The 26,853-nt window shown below is 33.7% G+C and carries 29 protein-coding genes; 6 read left to right on the forward strand and 23 right to left on the reverse strand.

What is annotated here, in order from left to right; all coding sequences use genetic code 11:
* Positions 1 to 23: 23 nt before the first annotated feature.
* The 8 genes from CXF59_RS12505 to CXF59_RS12535 form a co-directional block, all read right to left on the reverse strand.
* Positions 24 to 1,493, reverse strand: a complete 1,470-nt coding sequence (locus CXF59_RS12505) for a DUF5687 family protein (protein ID WP_101138086.1) — start codon at positions 1,491 to 1,493, stop codon at positions 24 to 26.
* A 47-nt stretch (positions 1,494 to 1,540) separates the two neighbouring features.
* Complete coding sequence (locus CXF59_RS15460; RefSeq protein ID WP_232758853.1) at positions 1,541 to 1,786, reverse strand: hypothetical protein; 246 nt, start codon at positions 1,784 to 1,786, stop codon at positions 1,541 to 1,543.
* Positions 1,771 to 2,247, reverse strand: coding sequence for a hypothetical protein (locus CXF59_RS12510; protein ID WP_232758855.1), 477 nt, complete (start codon positions 2,245 to 2,247; stop codon positions 1,771 to 1,773). Before CXF59_RS12510 ends, CXF59_RS15460 begins: the two co-directional genes overlap by 16 nt.
* A gap of 114 nt (positions 2,248 to 2,361) precedes the next feature.
* Complete coding sequence (locus tag CXF59_RS12515) at positions 2,362 to 2,901, reverse strand: hypothetical protein (RefSeq protein ID WP_101138087.1); 540 nt, start codon at positions 2,899 to 2,901, stop codon at positions 2,362 to 2,364.
* Positions 2,902 to 2,907: 6 nt separating this feature from the next.
* Entirely contained in the window at positions 2,908 to 3,579 is a 672-nt protein-coding gene (locus CXF59_RS12520; protein WP_101138088.1) for a hypothetical protein, read from the reverse strand.
* Positions 3,580 to 3,588: 9 nt separating this feature from the next.
* Complete coding sequence (locus CXF59_RS12525; RefSeq protein WP_101138089.1) at positions 3,589 to 4,248, reverse strand: hypothetical protein; 660 nt, start codon at positions 4,246 to 4,248, stop codon at positions 3,589 to 3,591.
* Positions 4,245 to 4,916 carry a hypothetical protein gene (locus CXF59_RS12530; RefSeq protein WP_101138090.1) on the reverse strand — a complete coding sequence of 224 codons (672 nt, stop codon included), beginning with the start codon at positions 4,914 to 4,916 and terminating at the stop codon, positions 4,245 to 4,247. Before CXF59_RS12530 ends, CXF59_RS12525 begins: the two co-directional genes overlap by 4 nt.
* Before the next feature lie 9 nt (positions 4,917 to 4,925).
* A complete protein-coding gene (locus CXF59_RS12535; RefSeq protein ID WP_101138091.1) occupies positions 4,926 to 5,267 on the reverse strand; it encodes a PadR family transcriptional regulator in 342 nt (113 codons plus the stop codon).
* A gap of 130 nt (positions 5,268 to 5,397) precedes the next feature.
* Between CXF59_RS12535 and CXF59_RS12540 the strand changes: the two genes are divergently transcribed.
* Complete coding sequence (locus tag CXF59_RS12540) at positions 5,398 to 6,447, forward strand: ferredoxin--NADP reductase (protein ID WP_101138092.1); 1,050 nt, start codon at positions 5,398 to 5,400, stop codon at positions 6,445 to 6,447.
* Between the two features lie 84 nt (positions 6,448 to 6,531).
* Here the strand turns inward: CXF59_RS12540 and CXF59_RS12545 are convergent, their stop codons facing one another.
* Positions 6,532 to 7,545, reverse strand: coding sequence for a glycosyltransferase family 9 protein (locus tag CXF59_RS12545; protein WP_101138093.1), 1,014 nt, complete (start codon positions 7,543 to 7,545; stop codon positions 6,532 to 6,534).
* 45 nt (positions 7,546 to 7,590) lie between these two features.
* Positions 7,591 to 8,196: a DUF4254 domain-containing protein gene (locus CXF59_RS12550; protein WP_101138094.1), complete on the reverse strand. Its 606-nt coding sequence runs from the start codon at positions 8,194 to 8,196 to the stop codon at positions 7,591 to 7,593.
* 132 nt (positions 8,197 to 8,328) lie between these two features.
* On the opposite strand from CXF59_RS12550, the gene upp reads away from it, so the two are divergent.
* Positions 8,329 to 8,982 (forward strand): uracil phosphoribosyltransferase, encoded by a 654-nt coding sequence (gene upp, locus CXF59_RS12555; RefSeq protein WP_101138095.1) that lies wholly within the window; start codon positions 8,329 to 8,331, stop codon positions 8,980 to 8,982.
* Here the strand turns inward: upp and CXF59_RS12560 are convergent.
* The gene (locus CXF59_RS12560; RefSeq protein ID WP_101138096.1) at positions 8,977 to 9,906 is read right to left on the reverse strand and encodes a DUF6427 family protein; all 930 of its coding nucleotides are present in this window, start codon (positions 9,904 to 9,906) and stop codon (positions 8,977 to 8,979) included. The two genes, upp and CXF59_RS12560, sit on opposite strands and share 6 nt — an antisense overlap.
* Before the next feature lie 143 nt (positions 9,907 to 10,049).
* Here CXF59_RS12560 and CXF59_RS12565 point away from each other — a divergent pair, with 143 nt between their 5' ends.
* A complete protein-coding gene (locus tag CXF59_RS12565) occupies positions 10,050 to 10,280 on the forward strand; it encodes a uracil phosphoribosyltransferase (protein WP_101138097.1) in 231 nt (76 codons plus the stop codon).
* A gap of 47 nt (positions 10,281 to 10,327) precedes the next feature.
* Here the strand turns inward: CXF59_RS12565 and purD are convergent, their stop codons facing one another.
* A complete protein-coding gene (gene purD, locus CXF59_RS12570; RefSeq protein ID WP_101138098.1) occupies positions 10,328 to 11,602 on the reverse strand; it encodes a phosphoribosylamine--glycine ligase in 1,275 nt (424 codons plus the stop codon).
* A gap of 152 nt (positions 11,603 to 11,754) precedes the next feature.
* On the opposite strand from purD, the gene CXF59_RS12575 reads away from it, so the two are divergent.
* The gene (locus tag CXF59_RS12575) at positions 11,755 to 13,065 is read left to right on the forward strand and encodes a phenylacetate--CoA ligase family protein (protein ID WP_101138099.1); all 1,311 of its coding nucleotides are present in this window, start codon (positions 11,755 to 11,757) and stop codon (positions 13,063 to 13,065) included.
* Here the strand turns inward: CXF59_RS12575 and CXF59_RS12580 are convergent.
* From CXF59_RS12580 to CXF59_RS12590, 3 genes are all read right to left on the reverse strand, one after another.
* A complete protein-coding gene (locus CXF59_RS12580) occupies positions 13,049 to 13,831 on the reverse strand; it encodes a glycosyltransferase family 2 protein (RefSeq protein ID WP_101138100.1) in 783 nt (260 codons plus the stop codon). The two genes, CXF59_RS12575 and CXF59_RS12580, sit on opposite strands and share 17 nt — an antisense overlap.
* A gap of 2 nt (positions 13,832 to 13,833) precedes the next feature.
* On the reverse strand, positions 13,834 to 15,201 hold the full coding sequence (locus CXF59_RS12585) for an undecaprenyl-phosphate glucose phosphotransferase (protein WP_232758857.1): 1,368 nt from the start codon (positions 15,199 to 15,201) through the stop codon (positions 13,834 to 13,836).
* Positions 15,202 to 15,560: 359 nt separating this feature from the next.
* The gene (locus tag CXF59_RS12590; RefSeq protein ID WP_101138102.1) at positions 15,561 to 16,544 is read right to left on the reverse strand and encodes a UDP-glucuronic acid decarboxylase family protein; all 984 of its coding nucleotides are present in this window, start codon (positions 16,542 to 16,544) and stop codon (positions 15,561 to 15,563) included.
* A gap of 185 nt (positions 16,545 to 16,729) precedes the next feature.
* Here CXF59_RS12590 and CXF59_RS15465 point away from each other — a divergent pair, with 185 nt between their 5' ends.
* Entirely contained in the window at positions 16,730 to 17,350 is a 621-nt protein-coding gene (locus CXF59_RS15465; protein ID WP_232758859.1) for a glycosyltransferase, read from the forward strand.
* A gap of 27 nt (positions 17,351 to 17,377) precedes the next feature.
* Positions 17,378 to 17,806: a glycosyltransferase gene (locus tag CXF59_RS15470; protein WP_255416320.1), complete on the forward strand. Its 429-nt coding sequence runs from the start codon at positions 17,378 to 17,380 to the stop codon at positions 17,804 to 17,806.
* Here CXF59_RS15470 and CXF59_RS12600 read toward each other — a convergent pair.
* From CXF59_RS12600 to CXF59_RS12630, 8 genes are read right to left on the reverse strand one after another with little or no spacing between them, the layout of a single operon-like run.
* Positions 17,775 to 18,638, reverse strand: coding sequence for an O-antigen ligase (locus CXF59_RS12600; RefSeq protein WP_232758861.1), 864 nt, complete (start codon positions 18,636 to 18,638; stop codon positions 17,775 to 17,777). The two genes, CXF59_RS15470 and CXF59_RS12600, sit on opposite strands and share 32 nt — an antisense overlap.
* A 3-nt stretch (positions 18,639 to 18,641) precedes the next feature.
* Positions 18,642 to 19,013, reverse strand: coding sequence for a hypothetical protein (locus CXF59_RS15475; protein WP_232758864.1), 372 nt, complete (start codon positions 19,011 to 19,013; stop codon positions 18,642 to 18,644).
* A gap of 36 nt (positions 19,014 to 19,049) precedes the next feature.
* The gene (locus tag CXF59_RS12605) at positions 19,050 to 20,114 is read right to left on the reverse strand and encodes a hypothetical protein (protein WP_101138103.1); all 1,065 of its coding nucleotides are present in this window, start codon (positions 20,112 to 20,114) and stop codon (positions 19,050 to 19,052) included.
* Positions 20,111 to 21,205 carry a glycosyltransferase gene (locus CXF59_RS12610; protein ID WP_101138104.1) on the reverse strand — a complete coding sequence of 365 codons (1,095 nt, stop codon included), beginning with the start codon at positions 21,203 to 21,205 and terminating at the stop codon, positions 20,111 to 20,113. Before CXF59_RS12610 ends, CXF59_RS12605 begins: the two co-directional genes overlap by 4 nt.
* Positions 21,206 to 21,248: 43 nt before the next feature.
* Positions 21,249 to 22,583 (reverse strand): MATE family efflux transporter, encoded by a 1,335-nt coding sequence (locus CXF59_RS12615; RefSeq protein WP_369828571.1) that lies wholly within the window; start codon positions 22,581 to 22,583, stop codon positions 21,249 to 21,251.
* 53 nt (positions 22,584 to 22,636) lie between these two features.
* Positions 22,637 to 23,614 (reverse strand): hypothetical protein, encoded by a 978-nt coding sequence (locus CXF59_RS12620; RefSeq protein WP_101138105.1) that lies wholly within the window; start codon positions 23,612 to 23,614, stop codon positions 22,637 to 22,639.
* Between the two features lie 9 nt (positions 23,615 to 23,623).
* The gene (locus CXF59_RS12625) at positions 23,624 to 25,303 is read right to left on the reverse strand and encodes a hypothetical protein (protein WP_101138106.1); all 1,680 of its coding nucleotides are present in this window, start codon (positions 25,301 to 25,303) and stop codon (positions 23,624 to 23,626) included.
* Between the two features lie 35 nt (positions 25,304 to 25,338).
* A complete protein-coding gene (locus CXF59_RS12630) occupies positions 25,339 to 26,826 on the reverse strand; it encodes a GH3 auxin-responsive promoter family protein (protein WP_101138107.1) in 1,488 nt (495 codons plus the stop codon).
* Positions 26,827 to 26,853: the final 27 nt, after the last annotated feature.

Consider the following 26,853-nt stretch of genomic DNA (forward strand, 5'->3'; position numbering starts at 1 on the left):
TGTCGCTTGGTGAAAATAGAAGTTTATCCTTTTTGTTTGTAAGCAGCGATTGTTGCGTATTTCTCGGACTTATAGATTTTTTCGATCAAGGAGAAAGCTTTGTCTTTTAAAGCAAACCCTAAAACTCCTACCGATGCTACTAATGCTAATCCCACATTGGCATTTGCTAAAGTTGAGCCTATCCAATACAATAAAACAGGTAACACCAGCTGCGGTATCGAAATCAGCATAGTTTTCATATTAAATGCTTTTTTGTCACCAAAAGCACCTTTACCAGAGCTCAGGTCAATTGGTGTTTTCGTGTAAGCGCCACCCAACAAAACCAGATGTGAATTGACTCCAATATTATAAATTGCACCTACAACAATGGTTAAGTACACCTGCAATCCAAAGTAGAGGTAGAAAGATGCAATTGTTGTACTAACTATTGTAGCAATTACCATCAGCCACCATTTAGAACTCAAATAACCTTTGTAAGGAATGTTTTGGGTCATCATTAACTGGTAATACGCACTATCCCAGCTAGGAACAAATTGTCCAAAGGTGATCAGAAACCCACCCGAAACAAAAATTCCAGCAAAAATGTGCATTATAGGATTGTTATACGCTTCGATTCCGTTTGTAAAGAAAAGAAGACCGTAAAAAAGAAACATAACGCTTAATCCCACAGTAGTCTTAGATCGTTTATTCCTTTTGATTAATTTGATATCATTTTTTAAGAACGTCCCGATAGTTCCAAACTGGTTCAACCAAGTCAGCTCCTCTGTTTTGGCAACATCATGTTTGCCAGTCAATCCCGCATCGAGGTATAAATCACTCTTAAAATACTGAAACGTAACATAATATAAAACGACTAAAACCAATACCGGAATGGTAAAAGCCCAATAGCTACTAAAAATAGCCTCAAAAAACGGCGCTGTATAATCCGTAATATTGAATAATCCATAATATTGTAAGCCGGCTAAAACAGCAACAATACCAAGGAAAACAGGAAATAGGTTGTCTTTATTGCTCAATATTATGTTTAGAAAATTATTAATGTACAGCAATGAAAACAGCCCAGTAAACCAAAGTAATACTGATACTGCATCATAACCTTCGACGATTAAAACTATACTAAATGGAATTAGGAAAAAGCCGTGTATTAAATTGAAGAATGATAAAATAGTTTTTCCCAAAGAGAAATGTACGATCGTGGATTTTTTTATGGGAAAAATCAATAAGGGACGAATATTCATCACGGGGATTTTTTGCAGCATAAATCTGATAATTAAATCAGCAAGTATATAGTAAATCATAAATTTATTTACCGTTAGGATAGGATCCAAGTCCATTTTCTTTGGAATATAAAAAGCTAGGACTCCCAATGCCAAAAAAACCAACATGAAATAAACGGCTATAAACCCCATCAAGATTTTTACAGCCAAATTAGTTCCGAAGGAAGCTGATCTTGTAAAAGCCTTCCATTCAAGATAAATAAAACGTTTGAACATAATTTAATAGTTTAGTCTTGTTATAAGTAATTAAAAATAAGAATATGTTACAGTTTTGCCAACTTATATTCTGGATAAGTGGCCAGTAAGTAATCTTCTGCCTTAGATGGAATAACTTTAAAGATGATAAAAAGCACTAGACTAAATAGCACCAAAAAGAAACTTGAGCCAAGTATGTAATAGTCATCTCCTAAAAAATTATCTGTGTGATTAAAGATTTGAACGAATATATGAAACGGAAAAATAATGATTCCGGCAAAACCGCCATATTGATGAATTATTTCTTCAAACAACCATCTTTTTTCTCCTGCTTGTTTTTTCCTTTTTTGAGTAAACTGTTTTTGACTAACTTATAAAATGCCAGCCCTAATAAAATACTATAGAAACTAATAAAAATCCATTCGCTATAAATACCTATTTTCAAAACACTAAATAATAGTAAAGTGATTGCAATCGTCAACACAATCTTAGGGACTCCAAAAAAGTCTTTAAAATGATGCCAAACTAAGCCATTGTATTTTTTACTCAAAACAACTTGGCGTTGTTCGACCACATCCATAAAACCAAAAACGCCAAATTTCTTGAATTCGGTATTTAGGGCTTGGTCAAAAGTAAGCTTTGGGTTTTCCTGCCATTGCGTTTCAATGGCATTTGCTAAATGATCCACTAGCTCTGATTGTAAGTCATACCATTCTACATAATGCTGGCGAGTGAAAGTGAAAAGATGGTCTATTTGAGGGGCGGTTAGTTTCATGATTTGTAGATGTTTAGTTTTTTTTCAAACTGAATATGGTTACTCACCAATTGAAAACTTAATAAAAGATGGAATAGCATTAAAGACTCACAAATAACGAGTATTACTTGATTATTAATAGTTGTAGGCGTAGAAAAAAAATGGATATATATAAAATAGGTACATCATTACTCTTGTTTTAAAGAGGTGATTAAATGACGTATTTAATTTTGATTTCCAGATTCTTATGGAACTGAAAGTCAGCAATAAATATCCCACAATATATAGAAATCGAACTCCTTTTTGAAATTGAGACGTTAGAAACTGCGGATTATAATATTCTTTAAGAACTAAAAAAGTAACTAAAACAGTTGTACTTATTAAAAACCCGATAAATAATTGTTTTTTTATTAGAGCAAGCTTTTTATCTAAAATCATTTTTGGATAGCTATTACTAATTCCTGTAAAAAATAAATTCGAAGGTTTTAATTGTGGCTCCCATCTTTTAAAAACCATTTGTACGTTTACTTCAAATGAAAGACTATTTCCTTCCATTAAAACCTCGATTTCTGTAGCAATATGGTCTACTAATTCGAGTTTGATATCGTCATAAACAACTCCGTTTAAAACTAAAGTTTCTTCTATCGTTATAATTTGTTGGTTGGTTAGTTTCATAGCAAATTAAGTGAGTTGGTATTGTCTTTTTACGTTCTCGATTGTCTTCTTTTGAAGATGAATTCCTGTAACTAAAAATAAGATTCCAACTACCCATAAACAACAAAAAGCTAATATTAAAAGTGGATGCAATTGAACCGACTCCTTACAAGAATTTAATAGATACATTACCCAGTACATCAATCCGAAAATTCCTGTGAAAGTACCATGACTAATATTCAATTCTAAAAAACGTTTCCCTTTAATTTTTCTATTTGTAAAAAAAGAATAGAGTGCTGGAATAAAAAGTATTGCTAGTAAAAGGAATAAATTTTCAACAAACTTTACTGGTTCATCAAAATAAAAAGATGCCTTAAAAGCTAAAAAGGCTAACAGAATACATAAAATAATTTTGGTAAATTTAAAATACTCTGCAACCATTTTTAATTGTGCTCTTTTAAACTCTTTTCTAAGAATTTGAGTACGCTCCTCTTCAATTACTTTAAATCCGTTTCTGCCAAATTTATCTTCAGCATAGTATTTTACCTGATGAAAAGTCAATTCAGGATCTTTTTTCCAGAACTCTTCCATACTAGTTATCATGTGATCGGTCAGCTCTATTTGTAACTCATACCATTTAATATCCTTCGAAATGATATAATTTTCAACATATTCTATTTGGTTGTTGGTTAGTTTCATCTTTAAAAATTAAGTTAATTGGTATTGTTTTTTGGTATTTGAAATGACTTTATTAGTCAAATGATAAGCTGTTACTATCAGTAATATGCCTACAACAAATAAACTACAGGCAATCAACAATCCATATTGGATTTGGAAATAATCTTTTGAAATCATTAGCAAGCCATACCAACCGAGCAAAAAACTACTATTCATTCTGAACATCATTTCTACAGATAAAAATCTCTCGTCTCCAATTTTTTGAAACAAAAGCCAAATAACCATATGAATGATGCCTAGTATTAAGAAAGTGTTAGACAAATATTTTATGTATTGAGCAGCATTCTCAAAATAAAACGAAAGTTTATAAACTACAATTAACCCTAAAAAGCTTATGATTATTTTTGGGAATTTCAAATATTCCGCAACTGCTTTACGTTGACTTCGATTGTATTCTTTTACGAGAATCTTTGTTCTTTCTTTTTCAATTTCTTTATATTCATTTCGTCCAAAACGATTTTCAGCATACTGTTTTGCCTGATAAAATGTTAGATCAAGATCTTTCTCCCAAATCTCCTCTACAATAGAGATAAAATGGTCGGTCAATTCCACTTCTAGTTCATACCATTTGATGTCAAATGATTGCATATATGTATTAACATCTCCTATTTGTGTTGGGGTAAGTTTCATATAACTTTTATTTTATTTTCAAATTTTATATGTTTGAAAGCTATGTTTAAATAGAACCCTGAGATAAATAATAAAGTGATTGGAAAAAAAGTGCTCATAAAATGAAAATCAAAAAAAGCGGTGTTCCCTTTAAATCGAAATAAACCTGTAGCGATCAATACTAGATTGAAAATTTGTAAAAAGCCATTTTGATTGAATAAATAACTATATGTAGATTCTTGTTTGGATTGCCATAGCCTAAATTTAGCATAGATCAGCAACACAATTCCTAAAATCCCCATTACCCTCAGTAATGTATTCAATACCACAAGCACTTCCTGATTTGCATTGCTTTTAAAGATTAGGGTAATAGCTACTGCCGTTCCTAATCCTAAACAAAAAGACATCAAGAAAACGTGCTGAATCATTTTAATGGATTTTTGAATCACTATCTTAGGAATTGATTTGTTATTTCTAATCCAAAAAGAGCTACTTGGTGTAAGTTCGTTTTTCCATTTTGCGAAAACTTTTTTTAAGTTTTCTTCAAATGAAAACTGGCTTTCGTCTATTATAGATTCAATTTCTGTAGCAATATGATCTAATAGTTCCAGTTTGATATCGTCATAGACAACTCCGTTTAAAACTAAAGTTTGCTCTATTGTGGTTATTTGTTGGTTGGTTAGTTTCATCTTCAAAAATTAAAATTCTAAATTCGGTTTAGGATTCACTAAACTTTGCATGGTTCTGATAAAGTCTTCCAATTCCGCAAGTCGGTTAACGGTTTCTTCAGTACCCGCTTCCGTCAGTTTATAGTATTTCCGCATACGGTTATCCACCTTTTCTATTTCTACGTCAAGCAAGCCCTCAGCTTCCAGTTTGTGTAAGGCAGGATATAAAGCACCTTCGGTAATATTGAGTTCCCCTAGCGTAATGGCTTTTACTTTTTGTGTAATTTCATAACCGTACATCTTACCGTTTTCTTCCAATAATTTCATGATGATGGTATTCAAACTTCCTTTATACAACTGTGAATTTTTCATAAGCTAACTCCTTTAATCAAACCAAATATACATAAGATTCTTATACATAACTGTTCTATGTATAAAAAAATTCAAAGACTTTGATTTAAGAAACCTATTCTGTTTAGTATATTTGTAAAAAAATTAAACTATGTCCTCATTTTTAAAACTAATTATAAAGGAAATCCGACGCGAAACCAAGGATGCTGTTTCCATACTTTTTAACGTTCCTGAAGAATTAAAGTCCAAATACGCTTTTATCGCCGGCCAATACCTCAATTTACGGTTAACGCTTGACGGTGAAGAAATTCGCCGTGCCTATTCGATTTGCTCTTCTCCAGAAAGTGGTGAGCTTCGTATCGCAGTAAAAGCAGTAAAAAACGGAGTGTTCTCTCAATTTGCCAATACTAAACTAAAAGTAGGACAAGCTCTTGAAGTAGGACAACCTGAAGGAAAATTTATATTTGAGTCTAAAGCAGATCGACAAAAAAATTATGCTGCTTTTGTATCTGGAAGTGGGATAACACCGGTACTTTCGATCATTAAAAGCGTACTAACAAGCGAACCTAAAAGCTCTTTTGTACTAGTTTACGGTAACAAAACACCTGAAGACGTGATATTTAGCAAAGAATTACACGATTTACAACTGCAACATGTAGGTCGCTTCTTTATTCACAGTGTTTTTAGCCAAGCCAAAGTAGAGCATGCTTTATTTGGTCGAATCGAAAAGTCAACGGTAAACTATGTTATGAACAACAAACACAAAGAACTAGAATTTGATAAATTCTACTTGTGTGGCCCAGAGACAATGATCGAAGTAGTTACTGGTGTTTTGAAAGAGAAAAACGTAAAAGAATCGGCTATTAAATTTGAGCTATTTACTGCGTCTTCACATGAAAACGTGATACAAGATTTAGGAGGACATTCTAAAATTACCGTTATGGTAGACGACGAAGAAACTACTTTTGAAATGTCTCAAAAACAAACCCTACTTGAAGCCGCCCTAAAACAAGGGTTAGATGCTCCTTACTCCTGCCAAGGAGGAATTTGCAGCAGCTGTTTAGCTCGAGTAACATCCGGAACGGCAGAAATGACAAAAAACTCTATCCTGACGGCTGGTGAAATAGCTGCGGGGTTGGTTCTTACCTGCCAGGCGCATCCTACATCAGAAACGATTTATGTAGATTATGATGATGTTTAAAAAATAAATATACTATTCTTTAAAATTCCAAAATCCAACTTTAAAAATTGGGATTTGGAATTTTTTTTGGAAGTATTACGAAATTTAATCCACTAACTGTGAATGAACACTGAGCACTACCCTCTCTGGAGTTATGGTTCTCATCGCCTTTTCATAACCAGAAACTATTTTATTTCCATAAACAGAAGTGGGTAGCATTGGATACTTTTTCCTGTCGGAAATTAGAGCGTTCTCTAAAGACTGATTGAAAGCTGCAAACCCTGCATAAGGATGAGTAGCACCCCAGAGTGTAATGACTTTTACTCCAAGCATTGCTGCAATATGGGCATTCCCGGAATCCATAGAAACCATGACGTCTAGATTACTGATCAACTGCAACTCTTGTTGGAACTTCATTTTCCCAGCCATGTTAATAATATTGTCTTTTGAGCTTGAAATAGAATCTAAGATCTCTATTTCTTTCTTTCCTCCTCCAAAAAGCAGGATTTTATAATCTCGCTTTTCGGCCAATTGATGGATAACCTCTTGCATCAAATCCAAGGGATAGACTTTGGAATCGTATTGTGCAAAAGGAGCAATTCCTATTAATTTTTGATTATCTGTTCCAATAAGATTTACTATTTCTTTATTTAAATTGGCTTTTTGGGGAAATATCGGATTTGACAAATCTAACGGAAAACCAAGTACCTCAAACACTTTCACATGTCTTTCAAAAACAGTAGATAAGGGCATAAAAACCTTGTTTTCGGCACGAGTTAATGCTTTTTTACCTTCACGTCCCTTGTCTGTATAGGCAGTTTTTTTTCCACTCAAGGTAAATAAAGTTCTGACTACTTTAGAACGCAAAACGTTATGCAAATCGGCGAAAGCATCAATATCCTGCTTTTTTACGTCTTCAAATAACCGCAATAAGCCCAAGGAACCTTTATGCCGCTTTTTTTCATCGAAAGCGCAGAAATGAATATTAGGTATTCCTTCAAAAAAGGGTTTGAAGAAAGGACGGGATATGACCGTTAGCTTAACCTCAGGATATTGATTTACAAAAGCACGTAAAATAGGAACCGTCATGGCGACATCTCCCATTGCGGAAAGTCTCATGACGGCAATATGCTTTATTCTATTTGACAAATTAGTACTCGTCAATTATTTTTTTCCTTGATATAAAACAGGATTTAATTCATCATCATTGTACATTTTCATTTGCTTGTACACTTTCATGAACTTATCTCCGCTCTCGATGTCTACTAATAAATCATCAATTGCAGTCGACAAGTCGGTTCTTTGTTCCAATAATATGTTTAATTTGGTCTGACATTTCTCTCTATGTTCCTTAGAAGCTTCTACACGAGTCGCTTCTTCATTCATATGATAAATTTTCAATGCCAATATGGACAACCTATCAAAAGCCCACGCTGGACTTTCTGAGTTAATTTTCGCATTATCCTTTACTTTTACATCGCTATATTTTTGCAAGAAATAACCATCAATATATTCGACCATATCAGTACGCTCCTGGTTAGAAGCGTCAATTCTTCTTTTCAACGTCAAAGCGGCAACAGGATCAATATTTGGATCCCGAATAATATCTTCAAAATGCCATTGGACAGTGTCAATCCAATTTTTTAGATACAACAAATGTTCAAATTGCTCTTTCGGAAAAGGGTTATTTATAGGTTGATCTACATTATCAAATCGATGATAATCTTTGATGCTTTGTTCGAATACGGCGTACGCTAATTTTGAAAACATATTTTATATTTTATACTTACAAAGATACTTTTTATACTTTTATAAAAAAATTACAAATCACAAATCTAATCTAGAACCTAAAAATCAGCTTTAACTCTAATTTGGGAACTAAAAATGTTAACACCATAAATCATGCAAATTCATAATCTCTCGGAAAACAACAGCGTTCTTAATCATTTTCTGGGCCAAATAAGAAATGTAAATATACATAACGACAGCATGCGTTTCAGAAGAAATATTGAGCGCATAGGAGAAATAATGGCATATGAATTGAGTAAAGAATTGCATTATAAAGCGGTAGAGATTCAAACACCTCTAGGGACTAAAAAGACCACGGAGATTGCCGATCAATTGGTTATCTGTTCTATTTTACGTGCCGGATTTCCAATGCATACGGGTTTTTTGAATTATTTTGATGCGGCAGAAAACGGTTTTATATCTGCATCCAGACACCATCCAAATAACGATGATTACTTTGAGATTCTGGTTGAATACCAAGCTATTGCCGATTTTAACGGCAAATATTTATTACTAGTAGATCCCATGCTTGCCACTGGACAATCGATCGTGGCGGTTTTCAATCGATTGATGGAAAGAGGAGTGGCAAAAGAAATTCATATTGCTGTAGTAATTGCTGCCCCGGAAGGAATAGCCCACCTTAACGAACACTTGCCGGACACTTGCCATCTATGGGTAGCTTCTTTAGATGAAAAACTAGACGCTCATAGTTATATTGTACCAGGACTTGGCGATGCAGGAGACTTATCGTACGGAACTAAATTATAACTGCGAGAAAAAAGCAAACAAGCTGCAGGCTATTAAAACAAACAAAACCATTTCTTGTTTCAATTTTAACTGGGACATTTCGATATGACTTGTTGCCATTATCGCCAATGGAGCAAATGTAAATATTAGCAAATCATTGCTTTTGTTTGAAGAAACTAAGAAAATTAGTACTCCAATGAAAAATGAAGCAATGATTTTTTTGAAAGCAGCATCCGTTATCATTGGTTTGCTGGATAGCGTCGCAAACATAGAAATTACAAAAAACAACGCCACGGTAGCATAGATGGACAAAGCACCGTTTTGATAATTATTAGTGAAATAGTTAATTTCAAAACTAGTATTTACACTGCTTTTGATATATTCCAACGCGCTGATATCAAAAAGTATCGAACTAAGTGCAAAAAGAGTTCCTACTGCAAAAAAGGCAATGAATGGCAAAATCCAATTTCTATAATCTCTGGAAACGTGGAACATTATCGAAATAAACACCAATACTAAATAAAGAATAGACCAAAAATGAAATAAAGCAGCCACAAAAATCCATAAGGAAGCATCAAATATTTTTTCTTTGGAAGCTTTTAGGGACTGAAGAGAGAGTAATCTACGTAGCGCTAACAGGATAAATAAATTGGCAAAGACTAAATTAATGTTATCTAAAACTGAAGGGAAAAAAAGTAGAAATAAAAAATAAAAAAAGATCGTGTAGCTACTGTCTTTACTCAGTCCGTTCTTTTTTGAAATGAAATTTGATATAAAAATAGAACCCAATAAAACAAGTAAAATCACCACTTTTTGAATAACTAATCCCATGGAATCTGTCGATCTCAAATCCTGAATTTGATAGATCAAAAAAAAACTCACTATTAAAATTACCATCAATGAAAAATTTAATGGCGTAGATTTTTTAAAAAGACTTGTAATCATAAGGATATTTTATACTTTTGTAACTTTAAAACTGTAAATATAATACTTGTTTAAAAAGGAAACCCGCAAGTTGAAAAAGATTCTTAAGAAAAGCACTCTTTACTGACGGGAAATTAAAAGAACAACAACATAATTTTAACGATATGAAATCATTTTTTGAAGGAATTCAGTACCTATTTGTAAATATATTATTTACTCCATTAGACTTTTTACGTTCATTAGAACTTAGTTCATGGTTTGTTGCCAATACGATCAATTGGATTTTCATGATTATTTGCGCAGTCGCAATGGTATACTGGGTTATGCAATTGAAATTACACGATGACAACGGTGAAGAAAACCAAGATACTACAGCGCACTCTTTTTTTAAATAAACCGAAGCTAACCCTAAATAAATTTTAGGGTTAATTATAATCCTATTTTATAATAGATCGTTACCGATATCTTTTCTAAAATTCATCTTATCAAAATCTAGCTTGTCTATATTTTGATAAGATTTTTTTATGGCCTCTTGAAAGTCATTCCCATAAGATGTTACGGCTAATACTCTTCCTCCGTTAGTGACAACACTGCCGTTATCGAGCTTCGTACCGGCATGAAAAACAATGGAGTCCGTAATTTTTTCCAGTCCGGAGATAATTTTTCCCTTTTCATAATTTTCAGGATACCCTCCAGATACAACCATAACTGTTGTGGCGCTTCTCTCGTCGACTTCAAGTGTCATTTCGTCTAGTTTTTCATTGGCTACAGCCAAAAACAATTCCACTAAATCTGTTTTTAGTCTTGGAACAACCACTTCTGTTTCCGGGTCCCCCATTCTTACATTATACTCAATAACAATCGGTTCGTTATTTACATTAATCAATCCTATAAACACAAAACCTTTGTATGCAATCCCGTCTTTTTGAAATCCTTCAATTGTAGGTTTAACAATTCGTGTTTCTATTTTTTCCATTAATACGGCGTCAACGTAAGGAACCGGAGAAACAGCTCCCATCCCACCTGTATTCAACCCAGTGTCGCCTTCGCCAATGCGTTTGTAATCTTTTGCTGTTGGAAGTATTTTATAACTTTTCCCGTCGGTAAGAACAAAACAGCTCAATTCTATACCGTCAAGGAACTCTTCAATAACTACTTTAGCACTGGCAGCGCCAAATTTTTGATGAACCAACATGTTTCTTAATTCCTCTTTGGCTTCCGCTAAATCATAAATAATCAAAACTCCTTTCCCCGCTGCCAATCCGTCGGCTTTAAGTACATAAGGCGGTTGTAAAGTGGCAAGGAATTCACATCCTTTTTCTACTGTCTCGGCAGTAAAACTATCGTAAGCGGCAGTCGGTATCTTGTGTTTGATTAAAAATTCTTTAGCAAATTCTTTACTTCCTTCAAGTTGGGCTCCAATTTTAGAAGGTCCAATAACCGGAATATGACTCAATTTTTCATCATTTAGAAAAAAGTCATAGATTCCTTTTACCAAAGGATCTTCAGGACCCACAACAACCATTTCAACCTTCTCAGCAAGAACAAATGTTTTTATGGCATCAAAATCGGTGATACTTACATTTACATTCGTTGCTATTGCAGCGGTTCCGGCATTCCCCGGCGCAACAAAAAGTTTGTCGCAAAGTGGACTTTGAATCATTTTCCATGCAAATGCATGTTCTCTTCCGCCTGAACCTAAAAGTAAAATTGTCATCTGTTGTGTTGTTTAGTTGCTTATCCGCCTTTTGGAGGATGCTGCAAAAATAATTGCTTTTAGACGTAAAAAATAATTAATTCCCAAAAAGTTGTTGCTTCTACCCGATTAGTTGTTCTTATACATTATTTTTGAATAACTAAAAACGACAAATGCTCCCTCTTTTTGACTTATCACTTCAATTTAATGGCTATCCGATTAAGGAGGCTAAAGCTGAACTGCAAAAAATCACAGGTTTAACGGCAAGCGAAAAAGAGCAATTCATCGAAAATAAAAAAAGAGAAATTGTTGAATTCCATCTAAATAACAATCCTTTTTATCAGAAACTAGTTGGTTCAAAATCATTTAATAAGTGGAATGAACTGCCTGTTTTAAATAAACAAAACCTGCAAAAACCATTAATTGAAAGACTTTCCAACGGTTATTCTCTTAAAAACAGTTATGTCAGCAAAACATCGGGGTCCAGCGGCGACCCCTTTATCTTCGCCAGGGACAAATACACTCATGCATTATTTTGGGCTTCTACCGCTTACCGTTATGGTTGGTACGGAATTGATTTAAACACGTCTTATCAAGCCCGTTTTTATGGAATTCCCATGAATTTTATTGGTTACCAAAAAGAAAGGATTAAGGATTTTTTGAGCAATCGTTTTCGATTACCAATCTTTGACCTATCTTATCCAATTTTAGAGCGTTTCTTAAAATATTTTCGAACTAAAAAATTCGATTACATCAACGGTTATACAAGTTCAATCGTTTTGTTCGCCAAATTTTTACAGCAAAAAAACATTGTTTTAAAAGACGTGTGCCCATCATTAAAAGCCTGTATGGTTACTTCTGAAATGCTTTTTGAAGAGGATAAAAAACTTTTGCAAAAACAGCTGGGTATTCCAATTATCAACGAATATGGTGCATCAGAACTAGACTTAATCGCTTTTCAGAACCCAGAAGGAGAATGGCAAGTCAATGCTGAAACTTTGTTTGTTGAAATTCTAGATGACAATGGTGTTGCCCTCCCCTACGGGAAAAAAGGCCGAATTGTAATCACTTCTTTGTTCAACAAAGCCCATCCATTTATTCGCTATGATATTGGTGATATCGGGATTTTAGAAAAAAAAGGCACCTTGCAAAAACCTATTTTGCAGCAGCTAATTGGCCGAACCAATGATGTTGCAATTTTACCCAGCGGTAAAAAAGCGCCCGGTTTAACCTTTTATTACATCACAAAAAGCATTATCGAGGATGACGGAAATGTAAAAGAATTTACAATCAGGCAAATCAAAATCGATACTTTTGAAATTAAATATATAGGTGCTGTTGTTTTAAGTCAGTCCCAAATTAAAAAAATAGAACAGGCCATCGCTTTATATCTGGAACCGAATTTAAAGTTCAGTTTTATCAAAAAAGATATTTTAAAAAGAAACAAACGAGGCAAATTGAAGCAGTTTAAATCAATGGTTTAATTTTCATGATATAATTTGGCTTTATAGCCAATTGCGTAAATAAAAACCCCGCCATGTAAAGTAGTGCCAATGGGAGGTTAAAGCGATGAAAACTTCTGTATACTGCAAAATTGTACTTAATCAGATCGAGTTTAGAAGTAGAAATCGAATTTTCTCGAATCCTGTAAAAAGCCAAGCTTTCAGGAACCGGTTTAGCCACTTTTATTTTTTTAAGAATTGTAAGCCAAAGCATCCAATCTTGTCTTTTTCGGATAGACGAAATAGATATTTTACCAAAATAACTGACATCGTAGATTCCAGTCAGATTCCCAACATAATTACAAAAGAACAATTGCCTATATGAAAGGCTCAGTGGTGCTTCAACCCTTTTTTCTAATGCTTCTCCCTCTTCGTCGATGCAATCATAAAAAGAAAAAGTAAACGGTACATTATTCGCCGCCAGGAAATCAATTTGTCTTTGTAATTTGTTTGGTTTCCATAAATCATCCGCATCCAAAAAGGAAATAAATCGTCCTTTAGCATTAGAAATACCCATATTTCTGGCAACACCAGTACCAGAATTTTTTTCAAGCTGAAAAAAATGTATTCGGTTATCCTTTTGGACCATTTCTAAAATAATAGCCGCGGTATTGTCTGACGAACAATCGTCAACCAAAATAATTTCCCAGTTTCTATACGTTTGGCTACAAACCGATTGAATGGTTTCTGAGATGAATTTTTCAGAATTAAAGGTCGGAATTATTATAGATACTAAGGATGCTTCCATTTTTAATATGCTTTTTCTTCTCCTTTATAAATATTCAACATCGTTTGGTATATTATTTTTAAATCAAGAATCAATGACCAATTTTCGATATAAAAAACATCAAATTTTATTCTGTTAATCATGTCTCTTTCTGTTTCGATTTCCCCTCTGAATCCACTGACCTGAGCTAAACCGGTAATCCCGGATTTTACACAATGTCGGATTGCATATTTTTTTATTTTGTTCGCGTAAGAAAGGTTTTGCGACCATAGGTGAGGACGCGGTCCAACCACAGACATGTCACCAAGGAGTACGTTAAAAAACTGAGACATTTCGTCTATGCTAGTTTTCCGCATTAACTTTCCTATTTTGGTAACCCTAGGGTCATTTTTGGACGCTTCCGTTTCTGTCATTCCATTTATTTTCATCGATCGAAACTTGTAACAATAAAATTCGTTTTCATCGATCCCCGGCCTTCCTTGTCTAAAAAACACCGGCCCTTTTGATTCCAATTTTATTAAAATCGCCAAAAGTGGCATCAACCAGGACAGTAGTCCAATGATAACAATAGTCGAAAAGACAACGTCAAACAAACGTTTAAATACCTTTATTGTTGGATCATTTAAGACTGTTTTCTTTAAAGAAAGAACTGGAAAAGAGTCATAATAATCAATTTGTAAGTTCTTTGAAAAAATATCTTTCGAGTCTGGAATAAATTTAATTGTTTTTTTATGTTCGTCAGAAAAAGCGATTATTTTGTTTAACTGCGCATTAGAAACCTCTTTCATAGAGCAGTAGATTTCATCAATTTCATTTTCTAAAACAAAGGATTTCAGCTTCTCTAATCTTCCTTTGATTTCTATGTTCTCTTGTTTATCTGAAAAAAATCCGAAAAAATGATAGCCATAATCATTTCTTGATTCAAAAAGCTTTTTTAATCGAATTGCTTCTGGACTGTATCCGATAATAACAACATTCCGAAAATTACTCCCAGTTATTATTCTATATTTTTTTAAGAAATAAAACAGAACACATTTTGACATTGAAACTAGAGCTATACTAGAAATCATAAAAACAACCACTGCTTTCTCACTAAAAGCATACTGTTTGGAAAATGGAAAAAAGGCAAGGACAATTAAAAGAAATAGAACGCCTTGCTTAATTATTTTTGAAATGATTTCAATTGGCGCTGTAAAACGATATACATCGTAAAAATTAATAAAGACAGCAACAGCACACCAACCTATTATCAGATAAGCAATATAATATCCAATATTAAAAACTTGATATTCAAATAAATAAACGCCTGATATAGAAATAATCATTAAGTCCATTAGGATACTAATGGGTCTGATGTGTTTTGAATATCTTCCTATATTAGATGCAGTCATGATTAGCTATTATCTTCCATACGTTTTTTGAATAATTACATTAAAAAATACTCCCTGTCACAATTTGATTGCACAGTAAACTGTTTACGATTATTTTAATTGATTTACCCTTACTGCAATCATAATGGTTCCAATACTTTACCTAAAAATTCTATTATAATAACTAAACACCCTCAAACGATAAACTATCTAATAAAAATATGATTTGGTAACTATGACGTTATTTTCTACATCTGAAGTACAATCATAGTATAATAAAACTATACAAAAGACAGAATATACTCAATGTGAACTCTTGTCATACAAACTAAAAATTATTTGTACCTCTTTACATTTTTGCAAAGTCTATAGTAGCGTCATTAACTTATATACTTCGAAAAGTCTTTGTGTTCTTCTTTGGAAAGTTCTTCTTTAGACATTGATCTGAAATAATCATAGGTAATCTTCATTCCTTTTGCTCGGCTTACTTTGGCTTCCCATCCTAATAGTTCTCTTGCTTTGGTAATGTCGGGTTGACGCTGCAAAGGATCATTGATTGGTAACGGGAAATAAATTACTTTTTGATTGGTACCAGTCAGCTTTATAATTTCATCTGCAAAATCTTTGATTGTTATTTCATCCGGATTCCCAATATTGACCGGATAGACATAGTCTGAAAGCAACAATCTGAAAATACCTTCCACCTGATCATCCACATAACAGAAAGAACGTGTTTGCATACCGTCGCCAAAAATGGTGAGGTCTTCACCACGCAAAGCCTGACCGATAAATGCAGGAATAACTCTTCCATCATTAAGTCGCATTCTTGGTCCATAAGTATTAAATATACGCACAATTCTAGTCTCTACCCCGTGAAAAGTATGGTACGCCATCGTTATGGATTCCTGAAAGCGCTTAGCCTCGTCATAAACGCCTCTGGGTCCTATTGTGTTCACATTACCATAGTACTCCTCCGTTTGTGGATGAACTAAAGGATCTCCATACACCTCCGATGTTGAAGCGATCAGAATTCGAGCTTTTTTAACTCGTGCCAAACCTAAAAGATTATGCGTTCCAAGCGAACCCACTTTTAGTGTTTGAATTGGAATTTTTAAATAATCGATAGGACTTGCTGGTGAGGCAAAATGCAAGATATAATCCAACTGACCTGGAACATGAACGAATTTTGTGATATCGTGATGATAAAATTCAAAATTTTCCAATTTGAACAGGTGTTCTATATTTTTTAAATCTCCAGTGATGAGATTATCCATGCCAATAACAAAATAACCTTCTTTAATAAAACGATCACATAAATGTGATCCCAAAAATCCGGCTGCACCAGTGATAAGTATCCTTTTCATAAATAAATTTTACCCTTGCAAGGTATTAAAAAACATTTAATAAAATAGTAGTTGTGGTATCTCGTTCAAATAAGAAAAACTGCTTAAAATTACATCTAAACTTCATATTATCTTCCATATTACGTTCCTAAACACCACTATTCCTAGTCAATTTTATATATTTTTACAGAAAAAAATCACCAAATTTGAAAGTTGTCCATATTGTTGAAGCGCTAGCGGGAGGAGTTCACACTTATTTCAAAGAGCTATCCTTTTTTTTTGGGAGTTCTGAAATAAAGGAGGCTATTGATACCACTATTATTTACAGCGAAACCCGAAAAAAAGTTGATTCGGAAAAAATAAACACGGAATTTTCAAAAGGAGTGTCGCTTGTTGAGCTCAAAATGGTTCGCGAATTTTCACCTCTTCAAGATCTAAAATCACTTTTAAAACTAACCAAGGAACTTCGAAGAATACAACCGGATGTCATCCATCTGCACTCTTCAAAAGCAGGTGTTTTAGGACGAATTGCCTGTTTTCTATTATTTAAAAAAACAAAGCTGTTTTATACACCACATGGCTATTCGTTCCTGCGAACCGATACCTCCAGTTTTACTAAAAAAATGTATCGATTAATTGAAAGTAGTTTCCAACGAATATTTGGTGGTGCGACTATTGCTTGTGGTGATACAGAATATGGAATAGCCAAAACCATTGGAAAGTCGCATCTGGTTAGAAACGGAATTGATATTAAAAAGGTTCAAAAATACAGTTCTAAAAACGACAATATCGTCCTAACGATAGGCATTGTTGGCAGAATAACTTAAGCTAGGGATCCAGAATTATTTAATGAAATCGCATTAAGACATTCTAATCTGAATTTTCTCTGGATTGGAGACGGAGAATTACAATCACTACTAACTGCCTCAAACATAAGGATCACTGGTTGGTTCCTTGATAGAGAAGATGCACTTACAGCGCTTAATACTATTGATATTTATATTCAGACTTCGCTATGGGAAGGCTTGCCGATTGCGGTTCTCGAGGCAATGGCTATGCAGAAACCTGTTTTAGCAACAAATATTATCGGGAATAAAGATGTAGTAGTACATAGTGAAACCGGTTTCCTTTTTGATGAGATCGCTGAATTAGATAACTATATCGAAATTCTAAAAGACGAAGAAGTGCGACACCGTTTTGGGATAAAAGGCTTAGAAAGGTGCCAAGATTTATTTGACAGTGCGAAAAATTTTAAGTTATTAATCGCTCTTTACAAACAGTAGCTTTCTCTTGCAGCCAAAAACTGCCGAAGACAGAAAACCAAAATCCGCTAAAAGCGATTCCGTCAAAGCGCAATAGAAAATCATCCGTTAGATTTGAAGTTAAAAAGAGAACAAAGAAAAATATAACAATTGCATTTTTTAAATCAAACCCTAAATATCCGATTGTGAAAATGTATAAAAAGACTACAACTGGGCCCAGAACTCCAAATTTTAATAGAAAATCCAGAAACTGATTGTGTGTTGGAAATTCATATTTCGCTAGAAAATGCTGGTTGGTTTGTTTGTAATATTTAAATAATTCCGGTTTCCCATTTGAAGCACCAACTCCAAAAGGCAGATGATCTAAGGACAGTTCCCAGGCAGATTTCCAAATGGACACGCGTGTAACAAATGAATTAAATACTTTTGCTTCCGGGTTTTCAATCTCATCTAGTTTGCCCACTTTATCCATGTATGCAAATGTTACCGTGCTATATTTCTTTTTCATATAGGGATTGTTTTTAACGAACAGCAAAAGAATTCCTCCTAACAAAACAGCCCCCAAAGTTATGATTACAGCCACTTTCTTAAAATTATAATTTCGAATGACTTCGTAGAAAAAAATGATAATTGTACCAGCAATTACATTAAAAAGAGCCATTCGGGTATTCACAAAAAGCACAAAGAAAAAAGAAAGTGCAAAAACCAATACTCTAAGTAATTTATAAGCTAAATTTTCTTTTTTTCGAAAAGCATAAAGAACAAAATACATACTAATAATCGCTCCAAAAGCAAGGTGCATATTGAGCGCCGGTGGATGAATTTCGATAGAATTAGAGAAACTGTATCCCATTTCTCATAAATCAGTACCGCTTACATATTTATCTATCAAGTCCGGATAAACGACAATAAACCGAATGAAGAAAAACAATACAATCGCAGTCATTGTGTAGCTATAAAATTGCAGTAATTTAATAAATTGCACCCGCTTATAATTCCCCAGAATAAACACCGGAAAGAGTAGTAACGAAATACTTTTTTCCACCGATTTCAATCCTTCTCCAAAAGAATCATTATTCCAAAAAAGTAAAATCTCTAATATTAATGGTGAAGCTATAACCAAACCCAATAATATTGCTAATCGAGTTAGTTTTAATTTTTTTTTAAAGACTAAATTAAACAAGACAAATCCAATAATAATCCAAGTACATGGTTTTCTAAAAATCATGTACTTGCAATTAGAAATAGAAAAATATTGAAAATTTTATTGAAGTTCTTTTCTGAAATGTTCATAGTATAAGGCATAATAAATTAAAGGAAACACTCCTATTTTATGACGAATTGCGGTTCCTAAATCGGGTTCAAAAACCCCTTGAACAATAAAATATGAAAACAAAATAAGCAATATCCACAGTTCATATTCCTGTTCTTTTCTATTCTTTAAACAGCGTGAAAAGAGTACCAAAAGAATATAAAATAATAAAAGTTGCCAAATAACGAATGCGATGATCTGAGGAGATAAAAAGTGTTTTAAGCCATTTACAGGAAAGTTGACCGTGAAAAAACCATAGACAATACCCACAGTTTCGCCATACCAAGTGTCTGGTTTAAGAGGAGAAACAATCATGGAGTTAGCATCTTGTGACCGTACTCTACCACTATTAACTACTTCCCTACTACTTTCAGAAAGATACTGTCCTTTCAGGATACCATAACTTAAGGATAAAAAAACAGCGATACAAAGTCCGTAAAAAATAGTGGTTAGCGTTTTATTCTTAAAATTGATAAAACACACTAAATACATCCCAAATGCAATAATAGGTATTAGTAAAAAGTAAGGGCGATAAAAAGCTCCCAAAACCCCCAATAAGAACAGGGACAAAAAAATTGATTTTTTGAAAGAGATACTCTCACTCTTATAAATAAATACAATGAGTGCCAAATACAAATAAGTAATAAACTCTTTGGAAAGCATCGACATAAAAATAGCAATCATAAAAAACCCTAAATAAACCAGGAGATTCTTTACATTAATTTTATCAAAAGTAGCAGTCACTCCTATCTTATATAAAACATAAGCGAAAATGGGATATTGAATTAATGCAATCAAAGGAAAAGGCAAATAACGCAACCCTGTTATTTTATAAAATAATATAGTAAGTGGATAACTTCCTAAAAAACCAATCTCATTTCCTTTATCGAATGCAATAAGAGTAGCGTCGTAAAAAAACCGTTTGGGCAATACGTAAAATGCCAGTACCGCAACAAATAAGTTGCAAATAAATAATAGCATAAAAGCCGCTTTATTTTTTTTTACTATTCTCCTCATAATTTATATAATCCGGTATACAATTCAATGTGTTGATCCACCATAAACTTAATATCGTATTGCGCTGCCCTTTGATGGCATTTACTTGCCACATCTTGGTAATATATGTTATTTGTAAGGAGTTTATCAATATAACTCGAAAGTTCTTTAGCGTCACCTGGTTTAAATAAGATACCAGCATCTTTAACAATTGTTGTTAAACAGTCTACATCAGAAGCAATAACCGGCTTCCCCAACGCCATCCCTTCAATAGAAGCTAACGAAAATCCTTCATAGTTTGAAGAAAGCACCACTATATGGGTCATTTTTACTAATTCGGGTACATCCATCCTTATTCCAAGGAACAATACTCGGTCATCAACTTTTAACTCTTCTGCCAGTTCCTTACATTGCTGTTGCAAAATTCCTTCTCCCACCAATAGCAGTTTTACATCACTTGATAAATAAGACATCGCCCTTATCAAGGTAGCCTGATCCTTGGGCTCTTTAAAACTGGAAACCTGGATGATTATTTTAACATCCGAATCGGCATTTGAAAAAAAATCAAATCTATCTCTAGGAATACTATTTTTAAACGTGTCGATTGGCACTCCATTATTTATGACCTCAATATTTGAATCTGATAATCCAGTGTGTTTTTTAACAACATCACCTACTGTTTGAGTGATACAAACTATTTTTTGGTATTGTTTATAAAAAAAAGGGTCTATACCTTTAAAAATTCGACTCCTTACTCTTCTACCAGAAGTGCTGTGCTCCGTATAAACTAATTTTATTTTAGAACCCGATACTAATTTTGCTAATACCACCCAGTACTGAGCTGGAAACAAATGAACATGTGCGACATCATATATTTTTAAAAAGGGAATGATTTTAAAAATATGTATTGGCTTATACCGGGAACCAAGCCCTAAAGAAAAAATAGAACAACATTCTGCTGCCTTTAAAGCATTCATAAAGGGATAATCTAGATCATTTAATACCAGCAAGTCTACCTTAATCCCCATTTTATTATAAAGAGGTAATGTATCCAATACCAGTTTTTCAGCTCCTCCTGACTCCAAACTATTTATAATGTGTACTATTCTCATCAGTAATTTGCTCTAGTGTAAATATTGGGGGATTAATTAATCATTAATTCAAAAAAACCTTCACCTTGTCTTTTCTATAAATTACAGACGCCACTGTGATATTCCAAAAAAATGAACTTGTAACAAAAGCAATTGCCGCTCCCGTCATCCCGTAATCCGGTATTAATAGCCTATTTAAAACAAAATTAACTACTACAGCGAGTACTAGTATGATTTGAAAAACATGTTGTCTTCCCGTCATATTTAAATAAATAGGAACCGCTCCAAAAGCGGAACAAATACCTTGAACAATCATCAAAATAAGCAAAGCATCCTTAGCTGCAACATAATCTTTGCCGAAAAAACCCAGAATGGATTCAGAAAATAGACAAATTATGATGGTAGCCGGCAAAGTCAGCATAAAGATTAACCTAGAACTATTTCTTAATATTCTATTCAGTTCAATAGTGTTTCTGTTCGAAAAATATTCCGCTATTTTTGTGGAAATCGTAATGTTTACAGTAATGATTACCATAGATACGATAGTCATAAATTTAACTGCCAAAGCATAAAAAGCAACGCTCGCATCGTCTCTGTATTTCTTTAAAAACATAATATCGAAACTCATCAATAAAAATAGAGCCATCCCGCTGATAGCTATAGGGTATGACTTGCTAATTATTTCTTTATATGAAACGGCCTCTTTATCACTTTTGACCTCATTTTGAGTGAAATAATAAAAAACTAAACTTGTTGTTATCGCTGAAAGAATTACAAACCCAAAAAGAAAAACATCAACCAAGTAAGCTTCATCATAAAAATAATAGAGTATAACAGCGCCAATTATAATCGGAATATACTTTATGCTATTTCTAAACAATTCAGCTACATACAAATGATCCAAGGCCCTGAAAACTTCTATGTTTAATGTTGTTAGGGCATAAAAAAATAAAATTCCGGTTGCTTTCAAAAGAATCAGATAAACTCCATCGTCTGCAAAAAAAGTATTTATAAACTCTTTATCTAGACTTAAAGCTATTACGAATAAAAATACAGACATTGAATATACAATACCTACCATTTTCATGTAAATACTTCGTAGATCACTTGAAGTATTCGAAATTTTCAATCTTCCTCTAAAATACAAAATAGACTGGTCGCATCCCAACAAACAAATACTGCATATTACCAATAAAAATGAACGGACAAAATCATATTGACCTACTGTTTTTGGATCAAAGTTTTTTGTGAGAAATAAAGTAAATCCAAACAAAATAAATACGCCAATAACCCGTAATAACAGCGTAATTAAACTTTGCAGAATAAAGGGATTTTGTTTTATTTTTTGAAGATAGCGCCTAATTATTTTCAACATATTTATATCTGATAACCCATTCATTTCAGTTAAATTCGAAAACAATTACTTTGCTATCTTATTCGATATATGGATATTTATTTTGCTTTCAACGATTGACTTTTGTAAAACGAGAAGATGAATCCAAAAATAATAAATAAGGAAATAAACAGTATCGGTAGAACTAATTTCATTTTACCATTAATAGATTTATTGTTTTTAATATTCAAAATTATAGCATTGTCACTGATGACTTTCCTCGAATTGAATAAATCAATTTTTAATGTTCCCAAAACATTTATCAACGAATCTTTTGTCTTAATAATGCTATTTAATTGGGTGTTTTCATTGTAATAAATCAGTTTATCACTATATTTAGCGTTCCCATTTCGGTTTGAAAATGCGTTTACTATTCCGTCAATTTGTAAAACAGTAGCTTCTTTTTCTTTGATCTTTTGCTGAATGTTACCAACTGAAATCTTTTGTATTTCCTCAAAATAACTACTGCTATTTAAATAATTCAGTATTGGATCGACAAAATCACTTTGACGCGTCACCCCATTTGTTGAAAGAATAATGGTATGGTAATTATAATTCTTACTGGTGGTGCTTTCTTTAACGATTGTTTTTAAATCGCCGTTTTGAGCCATTAATTCCAAAAGTTCAAAGTTTTGCTCGTTATTGCTTATTAATTTATAAACATCAACGATGGGTTCAATTGAAATTTTGGTTAGTTGCGAAGGGTCATTAATACCGATAGATTTCAAAAAAAGAACGTCTTTTTCGGAAATTTTAGAAGCCAGTAAGTCAATTTTGGAATACAGATAATCCGTTGATTTAAAATTTGGTGCTACAATAATTTGATGATTGTATTCCTTTTGATTTTTATCTAAATAATACCCCAAACCAAATCCTATAATCAATAATACTAAAATGATAATCCCATTTTTTATAAAAAACTGGATACTTTTAAATAGCATCGTACTAATCCATTGCGGAAAATTGCCTATTTTTTTTAAAATTAAGAACAAGTCTATTTCCTGATCTTCTTGATTCTGGAGTACGTTTGTACTCATCCTAAAAATTTATTTTACGTTGAAAATCTGTTCCAATATTTTTATGGTAATTAAATAAGTAGGTTTTACACCTGTTGTTCCCAGTCCGCCTGAAGCCAAAGTGCTTCCGGTTTCCAAAGGATTGTCTGAAGCATAATAGGCGTATCTCACTTTGACGTCTTGAGGAACACTTTTTCTTATTTTCGAGGCTGATTGGATGGCTTTCTGATAATAAGATCCCTCCATCTCCAATCCGATTACCCCCCAGGTGGATTCATGGAAAAACTTCAATAAGTCCCTGTTTTGAAGTGATGTTCCCAGAACGGTAACCATTGGCCCTGCAAAAACAGCAATATCATTACCTTCAAACATTTCAGCGGTTAATTCATTGTGGAAAAAATAATTATCGGCCGTTCCTTCGTTGATATGGGCGTTCGGAATCATAATGTCTCCTTTTCCTCCTTCAAGAATTCCCGCTTTTCCCATAATGGAAACCGATTCTACATTCAGTAAAGTGTCTTTTTTGAATGGTTTTAATAACTCATCAATCGTTTCATACGCTTGCTCACCGAAAGCATAATCCATTACGATTAATACCGGTTTTTTACCCCCTAATTTGGCCGATGGAAAAGAGCTGTTAGCCCAATTAATTTTTGCCGTATCAAAAATTTGCACGTCGATATTAGTTCCAGAGGTGTCCGGTATCGAAATCATTCCGTGCTTCAAAGCCACTTCTTCCACTTTATTTCGCACTTCATGCGCTCCAGATCTACTCAACTCTTCATAAATGAAGAAGTCTGACTTATCTTTAAACTTGGTTTTTAATACCGTTGTGGCGAAAATGGAATTCATTACACTGTGCATATTAGCACTGATAACATGAATAGGACGAGCTAACAACTGATTTGCTTTTAAGACTTCCTTGATGTTTGTAGCCCATATTTCACCATGTATGTGATGCCCTAATCGCTCCCTTAAAATAGGACTGAACGTGATGGTTCGTTTGTGATTGTCGATAATTTCTTCTATCGCCAGTTTTCCTAACCAGAAAATTAGGTGTAAAAAACGATCCGGAGAGGCATCTGATCCAAAAGCATCATATATGTCCAATACTTCCTCAAAAGTTCTTCCGAGGATATTGGCTGCATGTGAAATTGCTTTCTCTTTTTCTACAAGCGTCAATTTTTTATTCTGGGAAACGGCGTGCTGTAGTTTCATCCAATCACGCGATACTTCTCCAGCGTCGTCAAGTAAAACCCGATTTCGTATTTTATGTGATTCAATAAAAATAAAGGTCAAATGGGTCAAAATATCATAGATATCTGAACGGCCTCTCGTGATCTCCACGTTCATTTGCTCTTCGTCTATGCGATAACAGTTTCTTTTCCTTTTAGGGGGAACGATTGCTTTAAAATGAGATTTAGAATACCCTTCATCAGAAGTAAGGTTAATAAAACGGCATTCTTCAATTCCTACAGGAAGTCGTTCAATAACATACAGAAGTCCGTTTAACTCAACTTTTTCTTCTGCAATGTTTCCGTATATTTCCGGACGTAGGGCTAACAATGCTTCACGCAACGTATCTCCTGAAATACCCATTGGTTTATAGAATCCCCTGTTGAACAAGTGCCGCATCGTGATGTACATTTTTTCAATGGCTGCCGATGATTCTTGTGCTCGGGATCTAGATATATTTTTAGTTTCTTTCATTATTATATAGTTTCTAACCTACGAATATACTTTTTTTATTTTATGTTTAATACATCAACAATAGCTCTGTTGTCTGAAAGGCGGGGGATTTTATTTTGCCCTCCTAACTTCCCTATCGATTTCATATACTCTTGAAAGCCGTTTTTTACCACTTTTGTTATCACTGCTTTTTGCAGAATATTGCCTACAATTAAGTCATCATAATACATATTTTGCTTTCTCATGGCATTGTCTAACGCTTCCTTAAAAGCGGCGTCATCTTCGGGTTCATTTTCAAATTCAATAAACCATTCATGATAAGGCAATCCACTTACTGGACTTATTTGCGGAGCAACCGTAAACTCATTTACCCGTGCATCAGTTCCTTCCATGGCTTCTTTTAAAGCACATTCCACTTCCTTCCCAATTACGTGTTCGCCAAAAGCGGATATGTAATGTTTAATCCTTCCTGAAACGATAATTCGATACGGTTTTAAGGAAGTAAACTGAACGGTATCCCCAATGTTATATCCCCAAAGTCCGGCATTAGTGGAAATTATCAAAACATAATTGACTCCTAATTCGACTTCTCCAATGGTATACCGAATTGGTTTATCGGAGTAAAATTCATCACTTTTGACAAATTCATAAAATATCCCAGCATTCAACAACAGTAACATTCCTTTTTCCTTCTGAGAATCCTGATAAGCAAAAAAACCTTCAGAGGCTGGGAACAGCTCAATGCTATCCACTTTCCTGCCTATTAAATTTTCAAATTTGGCTCTGTAAGGCTCGAAGTTGACCCCTCCATAAATAAAGAGATTGAAGTTTTTAAATATTTCTCCCACGGTCTTCCCTCCTTTTTGTTGCAAACGCTCAAAGTACATTTGTACCCAAGAAGGAATTCCTGAAATTATGGTCATGTTTTCATTAAAGGTTTCTTCGACAATGGCATCTATCTTCGTTTCCCAATCTTCAATACAATTGGTTTCCCAAGAAGGCATCCTATTTTTTTGCAAATATTTAGGGATAAAATGAGCTACAATTCCTGACAATCGGCCAAATTTGATTCCGTGTTTTTCTTCCAGCACAGGGCTTCCTTGCAGAAAAATCATTTTTCCGTCCACAAAATCAGCCTTACCTGTTTCATGTATGTACAATAGAATGGCATTTCGAGCCGCTTCAATATGATACGGCATGGATTCATTGGTAAGGGGGATGTATTTTGCTCCAGAAGTCGTCCCTGATGTTTTAGCGAAATAAAGCGGTTTTCCTTTCCAAAGAATATTTTCTTCTCCTTTTACCACTTTTTCAACATAGGGTTTTAAGTCCTCGTAATCCCGGATTGGAACATGTTCCGCAAAATCTTGAAAGCTTTTTATTTGTTCAAAATGATGATCTATTCCAAATTCGGTCTTCTTCGCTTCTTTAATTAATGATGCAAAAACAGCCTTTTGACTTCCAATGGGATTGGTGGCCCAAGCTTGCGTTTTCGCATAGATTTTTTGTGCAAATAGTTTTGCTGCTATTGATTTTATTGACATTTTTGTTTCTTTATAAAATAACAATGT

The sequence above is a fragment of the Flavobacterium sp. ALD4 genome, from assembly GCF_002836475.1.
Lineage (GTDB): Bacteria > Bacteroidota > Bacteroidia > Flavobacteriales > Flavobacteriaceae > Flavobacterium.